Source organism: Streptomyces sp. NPDC053426, assembly GCF_055585405.1.
Window position 1 is genome coordinate 20847 of the sequence record NZ_JBVJKE010000027.1, and the last position, 19467, is coordinate 40313.

At 73.1% G+C, this 19467-nt stretch carries 17 protein-coding genes; 5 read left to right on the forward strand and 12 right to left on the reverse strand.

Translation table 11 applies throughout. The annotated features are described in order from the left end of the window. The first annotated feature begins 114 nt into the window (after positions 1–114). A complete protein-coding gene (locus tag ACZ62B_RS35645) occupies positions 115–585 on the forward strand; it encodes an RDD family protein (protein WP_344565381.1) in 471 nt (156 codons plus the stop codon). 121 nt (positions 586–706) lie between these two features. On the opposite strand, the gene ACZ62B_RS35650 is transcribed toward ACZ62B_RS35645, so the two are convergent. The 4 genes from ACZ62B_RS35650 to lipB all read right to left on the reverse strand — a co-directional run bounded on the left by ACZ62B_RS35650 (position 707) and on the right by lipB (position 3828). Next, a complete protein-coding gene (locus tag ACZ62B_RS35650) occupies positions 707–1411 on the reverse strand; it encodes a DUF4191 domain-containing protein (protein WP_073935628.1) in 705 nt (234 codons plus the stop codon). A gap of 37 nt (positions 1412–1448) precedes the next feature. Beyond that, positions 1449–1664, reverse strand: a complete 216-nt coding sequence (locus tag ACZ62B_RS35655; RefSeq protein ID WP_468723300.1) for an SCO2195 family GlnR-regulated protein — start codon at positions 1662–1664, stop codon at positions 1449–1451. A gap of 270 nt (positions 1665–1934) precedes the next feature. After that, positions 1935–2900 (reverse strand): lipoyl synthase, encoded by a 966-nt coding sequence (gene lipA / locus ACZ62B_RS35660; protein WP_468878827.1) that lies wholly within the window; start codon positions 2898–2900, stop codon positions 1935–1937. 130 nt (positions 2901–3030) lie between these two features. Next, on the reverse strand, positions 3031–3828 hold the full coding sequence (gene lipB / locus ACZ62B_RS35665; RefSeq protein ID WP_344565388.1) for a lipoyl(octanoyl) transferase LipB: 798 nt from the start codon (positions 3826–3828) through the stop codon (positions 3031–3033). A 307-nt stretch (positions 3829–4135) separates the two neighbouring features. Between lipB and ACZ62B_RS35670 the strand changes: the two genes are divergently transcribed. Then, positions 4136–5608 (forward strand): regulator, encoded by a 1473-nt coding sequence (locus ACZ62B_RS35670; protein WP_469693596.1) that lies wholly within the window; start codon positions 4136–4138, stop codon positions 5606–5608. A 626-nt stretch (positions 5609–6234) separates the two neighbouring features. Here the strand turns inward: ACZ62B_RS35670 and ACZ62B_RS35675 are convergent. Further along, positions 6235–7638, reverse strand: a complete 1404-nt coding sequence (locus ACZ62B_RS35675; RefSeq protein WP_469693598.1) for an NAD(P)/FAD-dependent oxidoreductase — start codon at positions 7636–7638, stop codon at positions 6235–6237. 280 nt (positions 7639–7918) lie between these two features. After that, positions 7919–8821, reverse strand: coding sequence for a TIGR01777 family oxidoreductase (locus ACZ62B_RS35680; RefSeq protein WP_344565394.1), 903 nt, complete (start codon positions 8819–8821; stop codon positions 7919–7921). A gap of 72 nt (positions 8822–8893) precedes the next feature. On the opposite strand from ACZ62B_RS35680, the gene ACZ62B_RS35685 reads away from it, so the two are divergent. Then, positions 8894–9379: a GNAT family N-acetyltransferase gene (locus ACZ62B_RS35685; RefSeq protein WP_468727481.1), complete on the forward strand. Its 486-nt coding sequence runs from the start codon at positions 8894–8896 to the stop codon at positions 9377–9379. Positions 9380–9395: 16 nt separating this feature from the next. On the opposite strand, the gene ACZ62B_RS35690 is transcribed toward ACZ62B_RS35685, so the two are convergent. Next, a complete protein-coding gene (locus ACZ62B_RS35690) occupies positions 9396–10580 on the reverse strand; it encodes a MarP family serine protease (RefSeq protein ID WP_344565398.1) in 1185 nt (394 codons plus the stop codon). Between the two features lie 197 nt (positions 10581–10777). On the opposite strand from ACZ62B_RS35690, the gene ACZ62B_RS35695 reads away from it, so the two are divergent. Continuing rightward, the gene (locus ACZ62B_RS35695; RefSeq protein ID WP_344565400.1) at positions 10778–11701 is read left to right on the forward strand and encodes a peptidoglycan recognition protein family protein; all 924 of its coding nucleotides are present in this window, start codon (positions 10778–10780) and stop codon (positions 11699–11701) included. Next, on the forward strand, positions 11698–11874 hold the full coding sequence (locus ACZ62B_RS35700; RefSeq protein WP_167748595.1) for a hypothetical protein: 177 nt from the start codon (positions 11698–11700) through the stop codon (positions 11872–11874). The genes ACZ62B_RS35695 and ACZ62B_RS35700 overlap by 4 nt, the downstream gene beginning before the upstream one ends. 13 nt (positions 11875–11887) lie before the next feature. Here ACZ62B_RS35700 and ACZ62B_RS35705 read toward each other — a convergent pair whose 3' ends face one another. The 5 genes from ACZ62B_RS35705 to sucB form a co-directional block, all read right to left on the reverse strand. Then, positions 11888–12406, reverse strand: coding sequence for a DUF4240 domain-containing protein (locus tag ACZ62B_RS35705; protein WP_469693629.1), 519 nt, complete (start codon positions 12404–12406; stop codon positions 11888–11890). 186 nt (positions 12407–12592) lie between these two features. Next, complete coding sequence (locus ACZ62B_RS35710; protein ID WP_344565403.1) at positions 12593–13567, reverse strand: helix-turn-helix transcriptional regulator; 975 nt, start codon at positions 13565–13567, stop codon at positions 12593–12595. 58 nt (positions 13568–13625) lie between these two features. Then, the gene (aceE, locus tag ACZ62B_RS35715) at positions 13626–16331 is read right to left on the reverse strand and encodes a pyruvate dehydrogenase (acetyl-transferring), homodimeric type (RefSeq protein WP_469693602.1); all 2706 of its coding nucleotides are present in this window, start codon (positions 16329–16331) and stop codon (positions 13626–13628) included. A gap of 462 nt (positions 16332–16793) precedes the next feature. After that, complete coding sequence (locus ACZ62B_RS35720; protein WP_030228993.1) at positions 16794–17417, reverse strand: GntR family transcriptional regulator; 624 nt, start codon at positions 17415–17417, stop codon at positions 16794–16796. A gap of 236 nt (positions 17418–17653) precedes the next feature. Next, a complete protein-coding gene (sucB, locus tag ACZ62B_RS35725) occupies positions 17654–19411 on the reverse strand; it encodes a 2-oxoglutarate dehydrogenase, E2 component, dihydrolipoamide succinyltransferase (RefSeq protein WP_469693605.1) in 1758 nt (585 codons plus the stop codon). Positions 19412–19467: the final 56 nt, after the last annotated feature.

Consider the following 19467-nt stretch of genomic DNA (forward strand, 5'->3'; position numbering starts at 1 on the left):
CATTTCTCGGGCGTGACCCATTTGTTTCGCACAAGTTAACCGGGTCCTCTCCCACGGTAGCCCCGGCGCACCCCGCCGTCCTGTGGTCATATCCGGGCGCAGTACCGTGGACGGGTGGACAACAGGCAAGCAATCGGATCATGGCTCTCGGGGCCCCGCGCGGCCCTGGAGGACGCCGGTGCCGAGTTCGGCTACCGGGGCGAGCAGCTGGGGCTGCCGGAGAACGGACCGGGCTCGATCGCAGGACCCGGACGCAGGCTCGGCGCCCTCGCCGTGGACTGGGGCCTGTGCGTCCTGATCGCATACGGTCTGATCACCGAGGGCTACGAGGGGCAGGCGACCAGCAACTGGGCGCTGCTGGTGTTCCTCGTGCTGAGCGTCCTCACCGTCGGCACGGTCGGCTTCACCCCCGGCAAGCGCCTGCTCGGGCTGCGGGTGGTCGCCCTCGACACCGGCCGGATCCAGCCGCTGCGCGGGCTGGTGCGCTCGGTGCTGCTGTGCCTGGCCGTCCCCGCCCTCGTCTGGGACCGTGACGGCCGCGGACTGCACGACCGGCTGGCCCGCACGGTCGAGGTGCGGATCTGACAGCCGGTCCCGGGACACGGGGACCGGTCCCGGGGCGCGCGGCGATCGGTCCCCGGACACGACGACGGGGGCGCCGGAATCCGATTCCGGCGCCCCCGTCGTCGTAGCGGAACGGGTGGGGTCAGCGGCCCCTCGGGCCGCCGCCCTTCGGCAGTCTCATGCCCTTGGGCATCGGGCCCTTCGGCAGCGGCATGTTGCTCATCAGGTCGCCCAGGGCGCGCAGCCGGTCGTTGGTCGCGGTGACCTGCGGGCCGGTGAGCACGCGGGGCAGCTTGAGCATGGTCGTACGGACCTTCTTCAGCTCGACCTGGCCCTCGCCGGTGCCCACGATCAGGTCGTGCACCGGGACGTCCGCGACGATGCGGTTCATCTTCTTCTTCTCGGCGGCCAGCAGGCTCTTCACCCGGTTCGGGTTGCCCTCGGCGACCAGCACGATGCCGGCCTTGCCGACCGCGCGGTGCACCACGTCCTGGTTGCGGTTCATCGCCACCGCGGGGGTCGTCGTCCAGCCCCGGCCGATGTTGTCGAGCACGGCCGCGGCGGCGCCCGGCTGTCCCTCCATCTGCCCGAAGGCGGCCCGCTCGGCCCTGCGCCCGAAGACGATCGCCGTCGCGAGGAAGGCGAGCAGGAGGCCCAGGATGCCGAGATAGATGGGGTGCCCGATCAAGAAACCGATCGCGAGGAAGACACCGAAGGTGACGATTCCGACAGCCGCGAGTACAAGACCGATCTTCTTGTCGGCCCTGCGGGTCATCTTGTAGGTCAGGGCGATCTGCTTCAGTCGCCCGGGGTTCGCAGCGTCCGCTGCGGTTTCCTTCCTCGCCATGCCATGAAGTCTACGTGTCCCGGCGAGGGGCGGTAGGTCAGGGGCGGGTCGTCAGGGAAGGGGCGGCAAGGCTCTGGTCGAGGACGCGCTGTGCCTCGACCCGGTCCCTGGCGCGGCGGCGGTCCTCCAGCACCGAGGTCCAGGCGTTGCGGCGGGCGGTGCGCTGGCCGCCGCTCATCAGCAGCGACTCGACGGCGCGCAGGGCGGTGGCGAAGGACGGGATGGCGGTGGCGCGGACGGGCGCGGCCTGCATGGTGGAGGTCTCCCTCGGTGCCGGCGGGTAGGGGTGTACGTGCTGTGATTCCAGGCTCACTGACTGGTGTTACCAGGGCGTGACCGGTCGGTCAAACAGGCATGAAGCCTCGGTGGGAGGGGCCGGAACGCCGACGCGGCCCCGACCTGTGCCCTCATCTGCGAGGACGGTCGGGGCCGCGCGGTCTCGGCCATTACCGGCCGGTAGGGCCTTGTGCGTGAATTCACACGCGCTCGGTGGTGCCGTTCCGGGTGGCTCCGGGGGCGTACGTCAGACGGCCTGCGAGGCCACGTACGCGCCCCGCTTCTCGACCGCCATCCGGTACAAGCGGCCGGCGCGGTACGAGGAGCGGACCAGCGGGCCGGACATCACACCGGAGAAGCCGATCTGCTCGGCCTCCTCCTTCAGCTCCACGAACTCCTGCGGCTTCACCCAGCGCTCCACGGGGTGGTGGCGCACGGAGGGCCGCAGGTACTGCGTGATGGTGACCAGCTCGCAGCCCGCGTCGTGGAGCTGCTTCAGCGCGTCGCTGACCTCCTCGCGGGTCTCGCCCATGCCGAGGATCAGGTTCGACTTGGTGACCAGGCCGTAGTCGCGGGCCTCGGTGATGACCTTCAGGGAACGGTCGTAGCGGAAGCCGGGGCGGATCCGCTTGAAGATCCGGGGGACCGTCTCGACGTTGTGCGCGAACACCTCGGGGCGGGAGGAGAAGACCTCCGCCAGCTGCTCGGGGACCGCGTTGAAGTCGGGGGCGAGCAGCTCGACCTTGGTGCGGCCGTCCGCGCGGTCCGCCGTCTGCGCGTGGATCTGGCGCACGGTCTCCGCGTACAGCCAGGCGCCACCGTCCTCCAGGTCGTCGCGGGCGACGCCGGTGATGGTGGCGTAGTTCAGGTCCATGGTGACGACCGACTCGCCCACGCGGCGCGGCTCGTCACGGTCCAGCGCCTCGGGCTTGCCGGTGTCGATCTGGCAGAAGTCGCAGCGCCGGGTGCACTGGTCGCCGCCGATGAGGAAGGTCGCCTCGCGGTCCTCCCAGCACTCGTAGATGTTCGGACAGCCGGCTTCCTGGCAGACCGTGTGCAGCCCCTCGCTTTTGACGAGGTTCTGCATCTTGGAGTATTCGGGGCCCATTTTCGCCCGGGTCTTGATCCACTCGGGCTTGCGCTCGATGGGGGTCTGGCTGTTGCGGACCTCCAGGCGCAGCATCTTGCGTCCGTCGGGTGCGACTGCGGACACGACCGGCTCCCTAGCGATTGATTCTTCGGCGTGCTCAAGGGTACGCCCGTTGATTTGAAACCCGGTGTGGGTGTCGGGGCTGCCGGGGGCTGCCGCCCCCGGACCCGCTCCGGCCCTGGACGGGCTGCTTCTACGCCGGTGTCTTCTCGATGGCCCGGGGCTTGGGTTCCGCGTTCTCCAGGACGTCCCGGAGGTGGCGTTCCGCTACGGGGAGCACCTCGGCGATCGTGATGTCGCGGCCCAGCTCGTTCGCCAGGGAGGCGACGCCCGCGTCGCGGATGCCGCACGGGATGATCTTGTCGAACCACTTGTTGTCGGGGTTCACGTTCAGCGCGAAGCCGTGCATCGTGACGCCCTTGGCCACCCGGATGCCGATCGCGGCGATCTTGCGGTCCTCGCGGCGCTGGCCGGCGTTGGAGGGCGCGTACTCCGGGCCGTTGAGGCGGGGGTCGAACTCGTCGTCCTGCAGCCGGGGGTCGAAGTCCAGGGAGAGGCCGCCGAGCGCGGGGCGCCGCTCCACCGGGTCGCCGAGGACCCAGACGCCGCTGCGGCCCTCGACCCGGGTGGTCTCCAGGCCGAACTCCGCACAGGTGCGGATCAGGGCCTCCTCCAGGCGGCGGACGTGCGCGACCACGTCCACCGGGCGGGGCAGCTTCTGGATCGGGTAGCCCACGAGCTGGCCGGGGCCGTGCCAGGTGATCTTGCCGCCGCGGTCCACGTCGATGACCGGGGTGCCGTCGAGGGGGCGCTCGCTCTCCGCGGTGCGCCGGCCGGCCGTGTAGACCGGGGGGTGCTCCAGGAGGATCACGGTGTCGGGCACCTCGTCGGCGAACCGTGCCGCGTGCACCCGGCGCTGCTCGTCCCAGGCCAGCTGGTAGTCCACGGCCTCGGCCCCGAAGCCCATCCGCACGAACCGCAAATCGCTCACGGCAAAGCGCCTCCCTAGAAGGTCGTCAGGCACGAAACGCGCCCACGCCACTGTACGACCGTTCGAGCGGGGGCTGGTCGGGGGCTGGTCGGGGGTCGGCCGGGGGTCGGCCGGGGGTCGGTCCCTGACCGGTCAGGGACGGCTGTCAGCTTTCGGGCAATCCTCACACGATCGGATGAATGACGGTCGAATTCTGCGATCGGGTGCTTACTCTCCGCTACATTCGCGCCGTCCGTGTGGCCATAAGGGCTGCTCACAGGCAATCCGGGCACCTCGCTCAGCCGGAAGGCAGGAGACCGCACCGCAGATGACGGAACGACCCGCGCAGCGCACCCCCAACCGACAGCTCGCCGCGCTCATCGCAGAAGCGGGGTTCTCCAACGCGGGACTCGCCCGACGCGTGGACCAGCTCGGTCTCGAACACGGGCTCGACCTGAGATACGACAAGACGTCCGTCACCCGCTGGCTGCGCGGGCAGCAGCCCCGCGGTACGACGCCGGCGCTGATCGCCGAGGTCTTCACCCGGCGCCTGGGCCGACGGCTGACCGCGCAGGACCTGGGGCTGGACGCCTGCGCGCCGGTCTACGCGGGGCTGGAGTTCGCCGCCACCCCCGAGGAGGCCGTCGACATCGTCAGCGGGCTGTGGCGCAAGGACTCCGGCAGCCACGCCGAGCTGCGGAAGATCGCCTTCACCTCGGCGGGGCTGGTCGTGCCGAGCCGGGACTGGCTGATCGGGCGGGCGGACGACAAGGTGGCCCGGGCGGAGCCGCCGGTGCCGGTACGGGTGCCGACGCAGGGGCGGCCGCCGGTCCGGCCGCCGGTCCGGCCGGCCGAACTGCTCGCACGCCGGCGTGCCACGGCCGAACGCGGTCCGGGGCACCGGGTCACCGGCGGTGACATCGCGGCGCTGCGTTCGGTCGGCGAGCTGTTCCGCACGCTCGACGACGCGTACGGCGGCGGGCACGCCCGCCAGGCTCTCGTGCGGTACCTGGAACACGAGTGCGAGCCGATGCTGCGCGGCACGTACGGCGAGCAGACCGGGCGCCGGCTGTTCGCGGCCGCCGCGGATCTGACGCGGCTGGCCGGGTGGACGTCGTACGACATCGCGGCGCACGGGCTCGCGCAGCGGTACTTCGTGCAGGCGCTGCGGCTGGCGCAGGCGGCGGGGGACCGGCCGTACGGCGCGTACGTCCTGGTCACCATGAGCCGGCAGGCCGTCTACCTCGGGCACGGGCGGGAGGCCGTGCAGCTCGCGCGGGTCGCCCAGCAGGGGGCGGGCGGGTCGGGGCCGCCGGTCGTGCAGGCGCTGCTGCACGCGGCCGAGGCGCGGGGGCACGGGGTGCTGGGGGAGGTGCGGGCCTGTACGGCGGCGCTGGTGCGCGCGGAGCGGGCGCTGGAGGGGGCGCGGCCCGGTGACGAGGTTCCGTACTGGGCGCGCTTCTTCGACGAGGCGCAGCTCGCCGACGAGTTCGGGCACTGCCACCGGGATCTGCAGCAGTTCCGGGCCGCCGCGCAGCACGCGGAGCGGTCGCTGCGGTTGCGGGCGCCGGGGTACGCCCGCAGTCGGCTCTTCTGCCGGATGGTGCTGGCGACCGCCCGGCTGGGGCTGGGGGAGCTGGACCAGGCGTGCCAGCTTGCCGCCGAGGCGGCCGGGGCGGCGGCGGAGATGCGCTCGGTCCGGGCCGTCGAGTACGTCCGCGACTTCGAACGCAGGCTGGAACCGTACCGGGACGCGGCCCCCGTACGCACGTACCGCGACAGGGTCGCGGCCTACGGCTGACCCGCTCCGGTGGGCGGGATGGTTGCGGCGCGGGGTTCGGCCCCGTGGGGGACATGCCCGCGGCGCGGCTTTCGGTCCGGTGGGGGGATGCCTGCGGCGCCTCTTTCGGTTCGGTGGGGGCGTGTGTAGCGCCTGCGGTGGGTGGGTGGGTCGGGGCCGGGTCGGGGGTGTCCGTCCTCGGACTGGCGCGACTGCGTTCCTTGGTGGGGGTGCGGGGTGCGGACGCGCCAGCCGCTGCGGGCGGCCACCCCCGCCCCGTCCCCTTCCCGCCGCGGGCGGCTGCGGTGCGCCCACCGTGGCACGCGCCCCGGACCGTACGCGCCTGCGCCCCGCCGTCCCCGCCCCTCCGCACGCAGTCGCGCCGCACCCCCGCCCTCCGCGGGCAATCGCGCCGCAGGGCGGCACGAGTGGGCGCAACCACCACCCCCGCCCTCCGCGCGTAGCCGCGCCGCTGGGGCGGCACGGGTGGGCGCGACGGCACCCCGTAAGCGCCGGGCTGCGCGAACGCCCCCGGCCCACACCCACGCGGGGCACCTCCCAAGGCACCGGGCTGTGAAGCCGCGCCGGACGCGGGGCACCCCGCAAAGCGCACCCCCCGGCCGACACCAGCACAGGGCACCCCCAACTCACGCCGCGCGAGCGCTCGGCACCGGATCCGCCCGATGCATCGACCGCCCCGCCCCCAAATCCATCAGGATCGCCGCAGCCGCCCGGTGCGCCGAGTGCAACGCCCCCTGCACCGTCCCGGTATCCCGATGATCACCACACACGTACAGCCCCGCCAGCAACCGCACCGTCCGCCGCAGATCGTGCGGCGGCCGCATCACCGGCACCGCCTCCGCCGTGTGGTACACACCCAGCGTCTCCCAGCGCGCCGTCGACATCCCGTACAGCCGGGCCAGATGCATGCGTACGGCAGTGTCCACCCCCGGCACCGGCGGACCCAGGACCGTCGAGCTGACCAGTGTGCGCCCGGCCGGGGCCCTGGACGGGTCGACCCGGCTGACGACCGCCGTGTGCGCCACCGGCCCGCCCCGCTCGGCGTCGAGCAGCAGCGAGGCACCGGTCCCCGGGGCCTCGTCGACGCTGTGGTGCACCACCGTCACGGGGTGGAAGTCCGGCACCCGCAGCCCGGGCAGCAGCTCGGCGGCGGCCCGCGCCCCGGTCGCGATCAGCACCGCGCCGCACCGGAACTCCCCGTGCTCCGCGGTGGTCACCGAGGTCGTCGACACGGAGGTGACCCGCACCCCCGTGCGCACCGTGCCCGGCGGCAACGTCCGCGCCAGCGTCCGCGGCAGCGCCTCCGCACCGCCCTCCGGCACACACAGCCGCCCGCTCGCGAACGCCCGCAGCGCCAGATCCGCGCACCGGCTGGACGTGGTGAGATCCGGGTCGCACAGCAGGGCGGCGAGGAGAGGGCGCAAGAAGCCGTCGATGGTGCGGGCGGGCAGGCCCCGGGCCGGCAGCGCCTCGGCCGCCGTCGTCTCGGGCCGGGCCAGCAGCCGTTCCACCGGTGTGCCCGCGAGCTTGCTGAACGCGGCGCCCAGGCGGGCCTGGTCGACCGCCGTGCCCAGCGGGGCGCCGGCGCGGCTGCGGGGCACGGACACCTGCCGTCCGGGCACTGCCACCGGCCTTCTGGGCCCGCCGCCCGGCCGTGGGGCGCTCGCCAGGGCGCGCACGGCATGGAGTGCGCCCCTCGCGCTCCGCGCCCCCCTCACGCCCGGCTGCACGCCCGCACGGTGGTGCCGTCCGTCGCTGTGCAGCAGGACGCCGGGCGCGAAGGGCCGCAGCACCAGCCCGTCGAGGCCCGAGGCCGGCCGTAGTTCGGGATACGCCGTGGACAGCAGCCGTCCGATCCGGTCGAGCCGGAAGCCGTCGACCTTCTCGGTCGCCATCCGGCCGCCCACCTCATGGGCGGCCTCCAGGACCATGGTGGTGACTCCTGCGCTGGTCAGTCGTCGCGCCGCGGAGAGTCCGGCGACCCCGGCTCCCACGACGACGACGTCCGCCTGGTACGTGGGCTCAAGCACGTGCCCCTCCTCGAGGTTGCGCGGGCGCTGGAGACGTCATGCCCCCAACCGGCCCCAGGGATACCCGAGTTCGGGTCGAGGTTAGGACCGTGGCCGAGTACCTGGTCAGTCGCGCATGGACAGAGCACAGGCGCACGACGGTCGCATACGCACGCCGGACGGGTGCGATGTGGTCGCAGAGGGCTCAGGGCCGGATCGGTTCCGGGCCGGTTCTGGGTGGTTCGTGGTCACGCGGGTACGTCTTCCCGCCTTTACACGGGCGCGCGTTCACGCCCGCGCCTCACGACGCCGCCCGGACCGCCCCCTCGATCCGGGGGAACGCGAACCGGAAGCCGGACTCCAGCAGCCGGGCCGGCAGCACCCGGGCGCTGCCGAGGACGTCCCCGGCCATCTCCCCGAGCACCGTCCGCAGCACCGGTGCCGGCACCGCGAACACCGCCGGGCGGTGCAGCACACGCGCCATCGCCTCGGTGATCTCACGGTTGGTCGCCGGGTGGGGCGCGGTCAGGTTGAACGGTCCGGACAGCCCGTCGGTGTCGAGGAGATGGCGCAGCGCGGCCACCTCGTCGTGCAGCGCGACGAACGACCAGTACTGGCGCCCGTCGCCCATCCGTCCGCCCAGCCCGGCCCGGAAGAGGGGGAAGAGCCTGCCCCATGCCCCGCCCCCGCGCGCCACCACCAGGCCGGTGCGCGCGAACACCGTCCGTACGCCCGCCTCCCGCGCCGGTGCCGCGGCCGCCTCCCACTCGACGCACAGCTCCGGGAGGAAGCCCTCGCCGGGCGGCGCGCTCTCGTCCACCGTCCGGTCGCCGGTCTCGCCGTAGTAGCCGATCGCGCTGCCGTTGAGGAACACCCGGGGCCGTACGTCCTCGGGCAGCCCGGCGACGGCCTCGGCGAGCGCGGTCGTGCCCCCGACCCGGCTGGCCCTGATCCGCGCCTTGTAGGCCGCCGTCCAGCGCCGGCTGCCGACCCCGGCACCCGCCAGATTGACCACCGCGTCGCACCCGGCGAGGTCGGCCGCGTCCACCGACCCGCGCTCCGGGTCCCAGCGGACCTCGCCCGCCGCCCGCGGAGCGCCCCGCACCAGCCGGACCACCTCGTGCCCGTCCGCCGTCAGGGACCGCGCCAGCGCGCCGCCGATGAGCCCGGACGCACCGGCCACCGCGATTCGGGAACGTTCCATGGAGTCCATCCTGCCCCTCGCGGCACGGAAATCACGGCCGGGGCGACGCGAGCCGCCCGTACAGTGGCGCTCATGTCCGAGCCGTTCATACGTGTCGCCCGTCCCGACGACGAGGGGGAACTGGCCCGTCTCGACCGCGAGACCTGGTCCACCCTGCACGCCGTCACCCCGCAGCCGACGTACGACTGGTTCTTCAGCGAGCGGTCCGGGCCCCGGGACCATCGTGTCGCCGAGTACGGGGGCCGGATCGTGGGGTACGTCCGTCTCGGCTTCGCCACCGAACTCGCCAGCAACGCGCACGTACGGCAGATCCACGGTCTCGCCGTCGCCGAGGAGGCGCGCGGTCTGGGCGTGGGCCGGGCCCTGGTGCGGGCCGCCGTCGCGGAGGCGCGGGAGCGCGGTGCACGCCGGATCACCCTGCGCGTGCTCGGCCACAACACCGCCGCCCGGGCGCTGTACGAGTCCGAGGGCTTCGTCGTGGAGGGCGTGCAGCCGGGGGAGTTCTTCGTCGGGGGCGAGTACGTCGACGACGTCATGATGGGGCGGTCGCTGGTCTGACCGACCCCGACGGGGCCTACGAGGTCACCGGCTCCCCGGTGTCCACCGGCGCCGTCGCGTCCGCCGCGCGTCCGGCTTCGTCCGCCACCTCGTCCGCCGTCAGCACGTAGCCGGTCTCCGCGTCCGAGGTGGAACGCGCGAACACCACGCCGTACACCCGGCCCTCGGTCGTCAGCAGCGGGCCGCCGGAGTTGCCGGGGCGGACGGTCGAGCGGATCGAGTAGATCTCGCGGGTGACCGTCGCGTCGTTGTAGATGTTCTGTCCCCGGGCCTGGAGCCGGCTCGCGACCGTCGCCGCCCGGAGGTCGAGGTCGCCGTCCTGCGGGTAGCCCGCGACGACCGCCGAGTCGCCGCGGTCGGCGTCGTCGTCGAACTCCAGGACGGGCGCCCGCAGCTCCGGCACGTACAGCACGGCCACGTCCTTGCGCGGGTCGAAGAGCACCACCCGTGCCTCGTACGTCCGTCCCACCCCGCCCACGCGCACGGTCGGCTCGTCGATGCCGGCCACCACATGGGCGTTGGTCATCACGTGCTCCGTCGCGTACACGAAGCCGCTGCCCTCGCGGCCCTGGGTGCCCGTCACGCCCTCGACCTTCACCGTGGCGCGCTGCGCGGCCCGGGTGGCGGCGGCGGTGACGCTGTCGCCGGTGGGCGCGGCGACCTCGGCGGTCGACTCGTTCTCGAACGGGTTGAAGACCTGCGGGAAACCCGCCTCGGTCAGCGCCGACGTGGCCCCGGAGAACCAGCCCGGTGTGGTGTCCGGCATCGCGTCCTGCACCGCGCCCAGCAGCCGCGAGTCCCGGATCGCCGACGTCACCAGCGGGGAGGAGGACGCGCCCAGCACGCTCGCCGCCACCCACGCCACGATCAGCACGGCCACCGAGTTGGCCACCGCCCCGCCGATCCCGTCCGCCACCCGCAGCGGGCCCCGGTCCAGTTCCCGCCGCAGTCTGAGCGCCAGCCGCCCCGCCAGTTCGTGGCCCGTCACGGCCGGCAGCAGCACCGTGAACACGGCCGTCACCGTCGCCCGGGTCGTCCCCGGCGTCACCAGGTCCATCACCCACGGCAGGATCCACACGCCCACGACCGCACCGCCCACGAAACCGGCCAGCGAGACACAGCCCGCCAGCAGCCCGCGCCGGTAACCGGACGCCGCGTAGGCCAGGACGACCAGCAACAGCAGGATGTCGAGCAGGTCCACGCACGCCGCCTTTCTCTCGGGACCACCGGCCCATCAGTACGTGGGGGAGGGGCCCGGTGATCAGCCACGCGCGCGACGGCCGCGGGAATGCGGCCACGCGCGCGTGTACCGGGAAAACGTCGCGGACCGGGGCGATGGTTCCACCGGGTGGCGCAGTACGGATCGCAGACGCGGGCGGACCGGCCCACAGTGGGCTCATGCGTGTCCCCAGGAGACCGCGCGGAGCGCGGCAGCGCCGCTCCCCCCGGATACCCGGCGGGCCCGGCTCCCCGCGCCCGCCACGGGCCGTCACGGCGTCGCTCGGCTGTCTGCCGGGCGTGGCCGCCGCCGTCGCCCTGGTGCTGTGCGCCCACGGCGTCGAGCACGCCGCCGAGAACTCCGCCGCGCGCGGCGCCGCGCGGGCCACGGCCGCCCATCAGGCGCCGGCACCGGCCGTCGTACCCCGCTCCGTCTGGCTGGGCGACGCCGCGCGGGAACAGCCGCCGCCGCGCTACGACGACGAGGTCGTCGCCGTCTTCGTCCACCACACCGACTCGCCCAACGGCTACGACTGCGCCGACGCCCCCGGCATCATCCGGGGCCTGTACGAGGGCCAGACCGGCGCCCGCGACTGGGACGACCTCGGCTACAACTTCGTCGTCGACCGCTGCGGCACCGTCTACGAGGGCCGTGCGGGCGGCACCGACCGCCCCGTCACCGGCGCCCACACCCAGGGCTTCAACCACCGCACCACCGGGATAGCCGCCCTCGGCACCTTCACCGAGGGGGCCGAGGTGCCGCAGGAGATGCTGCGCGCGATCGCCGCCGTGGCCGCCTGGAAGCTCGGCACGTCCGGCACCGATCCGCGCGCCGACGTCCGGCTGGTCTCCAGCAACGGCGGCAGCCGCTACGCGGCCGGCACCACCGCCGTCCTGCCCGCGGTCGCCGGCCACAGCGACGGCTACATGACCGACTGCCCGGGCGCCGCGCTCAAGGCCCGCCTCCCGGAGATCAGGGCCCTGGCGGCCCGCCTCCAGGGACGCGAGAGCGGGGACACCCTGCCCGACGACACCCGGACCACCGTACGGAACGACGACACACGGAACACACGGAACACGCGGAACGAAGAGCAGGTCCCATGAACGACACGCCTGACCGAAGTACCACCTGGGCGGACGCCTTGCGCCGCCCCTGGACGGCCCTGTGCGCCGCCGCCGCCGTGGTCCTGGGCCCCACGGCCCATACCGCCGCCGCACTCATGCAGGCCAACGCCGCGCCCCTGCGCCACGCGCCGAGCCCTCACCGGCGCCTGTGACCGGGCCCGCCGCTCAGTCCCTGAACCGCTCCCACAGCCGCGGGTAGCGTTCGGCGAGCAGGGTCTCGTTCTCGAAGTCGAGCGGCGTGCCCTCCGGCTCCGCGGGGGCCGGGGGCAGGTCGAGGTCGGGCGCCACCGTCCCGGTGAGCTGCTCGTACGCCTCGTCCGCCGCGTAACCGAGGTCCTCGCCGTCGCCGTCGACCTCCTCGTCGAACTCGTCCAGCAGACCGGCCAGCGCGTCCGGGTCGTGCAGCGCCCCCTCGAACACCTCCCGGCCCTGGCCGATCAGCCAGCACCGGAAGTAGTCGAAGGCGTCGTCGCTCGCCCCGTCCAGCAGCACCCAGGCGGCGCCCCACAGATCCCAGTGGTAGGCGCGGTGGTAACGGGACTCGAAGTGACGGGCGAAGTCCAGGACCGCCTCCGGGTCCAGCCGCAGCAGCCGCTCCACCAACAGATCGGCCTGTTCCTCCGGATCACCCCCGGCGTCCTCACGGGCGGCGTCCACCAGCTCCCAGAACTCCGTCTCGTCCATCACGAGGTCAAGCATCGACCCTGCACACCACGGACGCACCCGCAGCGCACGCACACAGGGGGCGCGGGGAACTGCGCGGAGGGGGTCTGGGGGCGAAGCCCCCAGGGACGGGAAGGGAAGGGGCGGCGGGGGCGAAAACCCCAAAGGGCGCTCCCCCTCATCAGAGGATCGAAGAGACCCCCCTTTTCACCGCCCGTACAGCTCCGCCAGCCGCACAGCCCCCGCGGCGAACCGCTCCCGCAGAGCCGAAGGCGCCAGCACCTCCGCCTCCGCCCCCAACGCCATCAGCTGATCATGGGCAACCTCCTCGGACTCCACCAGCAGAGTCACCGTCACCCACCCATCCCCATCCGGCTCCCCCGCCCGCCCCAACGCCTCCCGCGCCGCAGCCGCGTCCACGGCATGCGGCAGCCGCCGCACCCCCTCCGCCGACAGCCGCACCACGACCTCCGCCCGCAGGATCGACCGCGCGAACTGCTCCGCCCGCTCCCCCCAGAACGCCGGCAGATCGAAGTCCTCCGCCCGCTCGAAACGCTCCGCGCCCGCCTCCACCGCCGTGAACCGGTCGATCCGGTACACCCGGAAGGACCCCTGCCCGCAAACCCGCGCGCACAGGTACCAGACCCCCGCCTTGAGCACGAGCCCGTACGGCTCCAGCTCCCGCTCCACCTCGCCGCCGTCACGGCGGTACCGGGCGGTGACCCGCCGGTCGTCCCACACGGCGTCCGCGACGGCCGGCAGCAGCTCGGGCGTCTCCGGCTCGCTGAACCAGTTCGGCGCGTCCAGATGGAACCGCTGCGCCGCCGTACGGGAGGCGTCCCGCAGGGACGGCAGCAAGGCCGCCGACACCTTCAGCCGGGCCGCCGACGCCGCGTCCTCCAGCCCCATCTCGCGCAGCGCCCCCGGCACCCCGGACAGGAACAGCGCCTCCGCCTCCCCGCGCGCCAGCCCCGTCAGCCGCGTCCGGTACCCGCCGACCAGCCGGTAGCCTCCGATCCGCCCCCGGTCCGCGTACACCGGCACCCCGGCCTCCGACAGCGCCTGCGCGTCCCGGGTGACCGTCCGCTCCGACACCTCCAGCTCCCGCGCCAGCTCGGCGGCGGTCATGGAGGGCCGGGACTGGAGCAGCAGCACCATCTTGATCAGCCGGGCAGCACGCATGCGCCCCATCATGCAAGAAGCCCCCGCCGTGGCGGGGGCCTCCTGCACGATCAAGCCGTCACAGGCCGTACTTCGCGCGCGCTTCCTTCACGGACGCGGCCTGGACCTCACCACGGCGGGCGAGCTGCGCCAGGGCCGCGACGACGATGGACTCGGCGTCGACACCGAAGTGGCGGCGGGCCGCGTCACGGGTGTCCGACAGACCGAAGCCGTCGGCTCCCAGCGACGAGTAGTCCTGCTCGACCCACTGCGCGATCTGGTCCGGGACCTGGCGCATGTAGTCGGAGACCGCGAGGACCGGACCCTCGGCGCCCTGGAGCGCCTGCCGGACGAACGGCACCCGGTCCTCGCCGCGCAGCAGCGCCTCGTCCGCCTCCATGGCGTCCCGGCGCAGCTCGGTCCACGAGGTGGCGGACCACACGTCGGCGGCCACACCCCACTCCTCGGCGAGCAGTTTCTGCGCCTTCAGCGCCCAGTGGATCGCCGTACCGGAGCCGAGGAGCTGGATCCGCGGCGCGTTCGCGGCCGGGGACAGGCCCGCGGACTCCGCCGTGTTGAAGCGGTACAGGCCCTTGACGATGCCCTCGTCGATACCGGCGGCCGACGGCTTGGCGGGCTGCGGCAGCGGCTCGTTGTAGACCGTCAGGTAGTAGAAGACGTTCTGGTCCTCGCCGGGCAGGGCCTCGCCGAACATCCGGCGCAGACCCTCCTTGACGATGACGCCGATCTCGTACGCGAACGCCGGGTCGTACGTCAGCGCCGCCGGGTTGGTCGCCGCGATGACCGGCGAGTGGCCGTCGGCGTGCTGCAGGCCCTCGCCCGTCAGCGTCGTACGGCCGGCCGTGGCGCCGACCAGGAAGCCGCGGCCGAGCTGGTCGCCGAGCTGCCACATCTGGTCGCCGGTGCGCTGCCAGCCGAACATCGAGTAGTAGATGTAGAACGGGATCATCGTCTCGCCGTGCGTCGCGTACGACGTCGAGGCGGCGACGAACTCGGCCATGGCACCGGCCTCGGTGATGCCCTCGTTGAAGATCTGGCCGTTCTTGGCTTCCTTGTAGTACATGAGCTGGTCGCGGTCGACCGGCTCGTACGTCTGGCCCATCGGCGAGTAGATGCCGAGGGACGGGAAGAGGCTCTCCATGCCGAAGGTGCGCGCCTCGTCGGGGACGATCGGCACCCAGCGCTTGCCGGTCTCCTTGTCGCGGACCAGGTCCTTGACCAGGCGGACGAAGGCCATGGTGGTGGCCACGTTCTGCGAGCCGGAGCCCTTGTCGAAGGCGGCGAACGCCTTGTCGGCGGGCTGCGGCAGCGGCGCGACCGGGTGCACGCGGCGGGCCGGGGCCGGACCGCCGAGGGCGGCACGGCGCTCCTGGAGGTAACGGACCTCGGGGGAGTCGGCGCCCGGGTGGACGTAGGGGACCACGCCGTCGACGAACTGCGCGTCCGAGACCGGCAGTTCGAGCCGGTCGCGCATCGCCTTGAACTCGTCCACCGTCAGCTTCTTCATCTGGTGGTTGGCGTTCTTGGAGGCGAAGCCCTCACCGAGGGTGTGGCCCTTGACGGTCTGCGCCAGGATCACGGTCGGCGCGCCCTTGTGGGCGAGCGCGGCCTTGTACGCGGCGTACACCTTGCGGGACTCGTGGCCGCCGCGCGAGAGGTGGAAGCACTCGAGGATCTTGTCGTCGCTCAGCAGCTTCGCCATCTCGACGAGCGCCGGGTCCTTGCCGAAGAAGTCCTCGCGGATGTAGGCGGCGTCGCGCGTCTGGTACGTCTGCACCTGCGCGTCGGGTACCTCGCGGAGGCGTCGTACGAGAGCGCCGGTGGTGTCGAGCCGGAACAGCTCGTCCCACGCGGTGCCCCAGAGCGTCTTGATGACGTTCCAGCCGGCGCCGCGGAACTGGGCCTCCAGCTCCTGCACGATCTTGAAGTTGGCGCGGACCGGACCGTCGAGGCGCTGCAGGTTGCAGTTGATGACGAAGGTCAGGTTGTCGAGCCGCTCGCGGGAGGCGAGGGTGAGCGCGGTCGTCGACTCGGGCTCGTCCATCTCGCCGTCACCGAGGAACGCCCACACGTGGGAGTCGGAGACGTCCTTGATGCCGCGGCTGGTCAGATAGCGGTTGAAGCGCGCCTGGTAGATCGCGGAGATCGGCCCGAGGCCCATGGAGACGGTGGGGAACTCCCACAGCCAGGGCAGGCGGCGCGGGTGCGGGTACGACGGCAGGCCGTTGCCGCCCGCCTCGCGGCGGAAGTTGTCGAGCTGCTCCTCGCCGATCCGGCCGTCGAGGAAGGCGCGGGCGTAGATGCCGGGGGAGGCGTGGCCCTGGATGTAGAGCTGGTCGCCGGAGCCGTCACCCTCCTTGCCGCGGAAGAAGTGGTTGAAGCCGGTCTCGTAGAGCCAGGCCGCGGAGGCGAAGGTGGCGATGTGGCCGCCGACGCCGTACTTGCTGCCGCGGGTCACCATGGCCGCCGCGTTCCAGCGGTTCCAGGCGGTGATCCGCTGCTCCATCGCCTCGTCGCCGTCCACGGTGGGCTCGGCGGAGGTGGGGATGGTGTTGACGTAGTCCGTTTCGAGGAGCTTCGGCAGCGCGAGGCCGGCTCCCTCGGCACGCTCCAGCGTGCGGCGCATCAGGTACGCGGCACGGTGCGGCCCGGCCGCCTTGGTGACGGCGTCCAGGGAGGCCTGCCACTCGGCGGTCTCCTCGGGGTCGCGGTCCGGGAGCTGGTCGAGCTCGCTCGGCTGGATGGCGTTGGGGTCGGTCGTCATGTCGCCGCCTTCCTCAGTCGAAGGGGGGTGCCCTTGTGTCTTTGGCAGGACAGGGCGGAGGGCTCGGGTGCAAGCCCGCTGGCGACTGTAACTCCCTGATCGATGATCGATCAAAGGGTTGAGGGGCAAAATCTCTTGATCCCGAGAAAGTCGGCACGCGGTGCCTCTGCTTGTGGCACGGGGTGACTGTTCGGTCGGGGTGTTTGCGCAGGTGAGGGGATGCGTGCGCGGAAGAGCACGGGCGGTTTCGGCTGTATGGCGGCTGCGGGCCGTCGTGGCCTGATCGCGCAGTTCCCCGCGCCCCTGCAGGGGCGCGGGGCTGTGTCGACATGCGGCTCCGCCGCGTGGGCGCGAAGGGGGTCTGGGGGGCGAAGCCCCCGGGGACGATGGGGGTGCCTCCCGCTCGAGCGAAGCCGAGAGTGGGGGAGGGAAGGGGCGGCGGGGGCGAAAAAACTCCCGGCACTACGCCCGAGGCGCACACCCCAGCACATGCGCCTTGACCAGATCGGCGATCAGAGGATCCCGCCGCCGAAACGCGGCCACCAACTCCTCGTGCTCCTCCGCGTAGGACTGCTGCACCGTCCCCAGCCACCGTATCGACAGCGCGGTGAACACCTCGATCCCCAGCCCCTCCCACGTGTGCAGCAACACCGAGTTGCCGGCCGCCCGCACCAACTCCCGGTGGAACCCCACGGTGTGCCGCACCTGCCCCGTCCCGTCGGACAACCGGTCGGCCTCGTACAGCGCCGCGACATGCGGCTCCAGCGCCGAGCAGTCCTCCGCCAGCCGCCCCGCGGCCAGCTCCGCCGCGATCGCCTCGAGACCGGCCCGCACCGGGTAGCTCTCCTCCAGGTCGGCCGCCGTGAGGTTCCGCACCCGCACGCCCTTGTTCGGCGCCGACTCGATCAGCCGCAGCGACTCCAGCTCGCGCAGCGCCTCCCGTACGGGCGTCTGGCTGACCTCCAGCTCGGTCGCGATCCGCCGCTCCACGATCCGCTCGCCCGGCTGCCAGCGTCCGCTGATGATCCCTTCCAGGATGTGCTCGCGGATCTGTTCGCGCAGCGAGTGGACGACGGGCGCGGTCATGAGGGGCTCCTTAGCGGGGCCCACGGGCCCCCGGGGGGCTTTGACGCTTAGACAATACGGCGGTCGGCCCGCCCCGGAGGGGCGCACGGGGGCGCTTTCGCCCAGGTGAGACGAGACTTACACGTTCCATACGCCGGTGCCCCCGCCGGGGAAGCCTCGAAAGCTTCTCCGACGGGGGCACCGTACGGACCGTGTCGGCGACCGCGGATCAAGCGGTCACGGGAGCACGGGTCGGTTCACAGACCGAGCTCGACCTCGAACTCGCCCGCCTCCAGGATCGCCTTGACCGCCGTCAGGTAACGGGCCGCGTCGGCACCGTCCACCAGGCGGTGGTCGTAGGAGAGGGTCAGGTAGGTCATGTCGCGGACGCCGATGACCGTACCCTCCTCGGTCTCGATGACGGCCGGACGCTTGACCGTGGCACCGATGCCGAGGATCGCGACCTGGCCCGGGGGCACGATGATCGTGTCGAACAGCGCGCCGCGCGAACCGGTGTTGGAGATGGTGAAGGTCGCGCCGGACAGCTCGTCCGGGGTGATCTTGCTCGCCCGGACCTTGCCCGCCAGGTCGGCGGTCGCCTTGGCGATGCCGGCCAGGTTGAGGTCACCGGCGTTCTTGATGACCGGGGTCATCAGGCCCTTCTCGGAGTCCACCGCGATACCGATGTTCTCGGTGTCGAAGTAGGTGATGGTCCCCTCGGCCTCGTTGATCTTGGCGTTGATCGGCGCGTGCGCCTTCAGCGCCTGGGCCGCGGCCTTGACGAAGAACGGCATCGGGGAGAGCTTGACGCCCTCACGTGCCGCGAACGCGTCCTTGGCGCGGGCGCGCAGCTTCATCAGACGGGTGACGTCGACCTCGACCACCGAGGAGAGCTGGGCCTGCTCGTGCAGGGCCTTGACCATGTTGTCGCCGATGACCTTGCGGATCCGCGGCATCTTCACGGTCTGACCGCGCAGCGGGGAGGCCTCGAGGGTCGGGGCCTTCTTCGCGGCGGGCGCAGCGGCGGCGGCCGGGGCCGGGGCGGCGGCCTTCGCGGCCTCGGCGGCGGCGATGACGTCCTGCTTGCGGATGCGGCCGCCGACGCCGGTGCCCTTGACGGTGGACAGGTCGACGCCGTTCTCGGCGGCGAGCTTGCGCACCAGCGGGGTCACGTAGGCGCCCTCGTCCGTCGCCTGGGCGGCGGCGGGGGCGGCAGCCGGAGCCGCGGGCGCCTGCGGGGCCGGAGCGGGCGCCGGGGCCGGAGCCGGGGCGGCCTGCTGCGGGGCCGGAGCCGGAGCAGCGGGAGCCGGGGCGGGGGCAGCCGGGGCGGGCGCGGGCTGCGCCGGGGCCTCGGGGGCGGCCGGGGCCGGGGCGGCGGCCGGAGCGGCACCCGCCTCGCCGATGACGGCCAGCTTGGCGCCGACCTCGGCGGTCTCGTCCTCGCCGACCACGATCTCCAGCAGCGTGCCGGACGCGGGGGCGGGGATCTCGGTGTCGACCTTGTCCGTCGACACCTCCAGCAGCGGCTCGTCGGCCTCGACGGTGTCACCGACCGACTTCAGCCAGCGGGTGACGGTGCCCTCGGTGACGGACTCGCCGAGCGCGGGCAGGACCACGTCCGTGCCCTGGGCGGAGCCGCCGCCGGCCGTGGCCTCGGCGGTGGGCGCCGGGGCCGGTGCGGCCTGCTCGGCGGAGGGCTGGGCCTGCGGCTCCGGGGCGGGAGCCGGCGGGGCGGCCTGCTCGGCGGCCGGGGCCTGCTCGGCCGCCGGGGCGCCGGTGCCGTCGTCGATCAGCGCCAGCTCGGCGCCGACCTCGACCGTCTCGTCCTCGGCGACCTTGATGGAGGACAGCACGCCGGAGGCGGGAGCGGGGATCTCGGTGTCGACCTTGTCGGTGGAGACCTCGAGCAGCGGCTCGTCGGCCTCGACGCGCTCGCCCTCGGCCTTCAGCCAGCGGGTGACAGTGCCCTCGGTGACGCTCTCGCCGAGCGCCGGAAGGGTTACGGAAACCGCCATGGTTTCGGTTGCTCCTTTAAAAGTGCGGAAGTCTGTGTCGTCGCGCCCGATGCCCG

Coding starts and splice junctions, on each gene's coding strand:
- ACZ62B_RS35650 (WP_073935628.1), bottom strand. CDS start 1,411: ATGGCGAGGAAGGAAACCGCAGCGGACGCTGCGAACCCCGGGCGACTG.
- ACZ62B_RS35655 (WP_468723300.1), bottom strand. CDS start 1,664: ATGCAGGCCGCGCCCGTCCGCGCCACCGCCATCCCGTCCTTCGCCACC.
- ACZ62B_RS35670 (WP_469693596.1), top strand. CDS start 4,136: ATGACGGAACGACCCGCGCAGCGCACCCCCAACCGACAGCTCGCCGCG.
- ACZ62B_RS35680 (WP_344565394.1), bottom strand. CDS start 8,821: ATGGAACGTTCCCGAATCGCGGTGGCCGGTGCGTCCGGGCTCATCGGC.
- ACZ62B_RS35685 (WP_468727481.1), top strand. CDS start 8,894: ATGTCCGAGCCGTTCATACGTGTCGCCCGTCCCGACGACGAGGGGGAA.
- ACZ62B_RS35695 (WP_344565400.1), top strand. CDS start 10,778: ATGCGTGTCCCCAGGAGACCGCGCGGAGCGCGGCAGCGCCGCTCCCCC.
- ACZ62B_RS35700 (WP_167748595.1), top strand. CDS start 11,698: ATGAACGACACGCCTGACCGAAGTACCACCTGGGCGGACGCCTTGCGC.
- ACZ62B_RS35705 (WP_469693629.1), bottom strand. CDS start 12,406: ATGGACGAGACGGAGTTCTGGGAGCTGGTGGACGCCGCCCGTGAGGAC.
- ACZ62B_RS35710 (WP_344565403.1), bottom strand. CDS start 13,567: ATGCGTGCTGCCCGGCTGATCAAGATGGTGCTGCTGCTCCAGTCCCGG.
- aceE (WP_469693602.1), bottom strand. CDS start 16,331: ATGACGACCGACCCCAACGCCATCCAGCCGAGCGAGCTCGACCAGCTC.
- ACZ62B_RS35720 (WP_030228993.1), bottom strand. CDS start 17,417: ATGACCGCGCCCGTCGTCCACTCGCTGCGCGAACAGATCCGCGAGCAC.
- sucB (WP_469693605.1), bottom strand. CDS start 19,411: ATGGCGGTTTCCGTAACCCTTCCGGCGCTCGGCGAGAGCGTCACCGAG.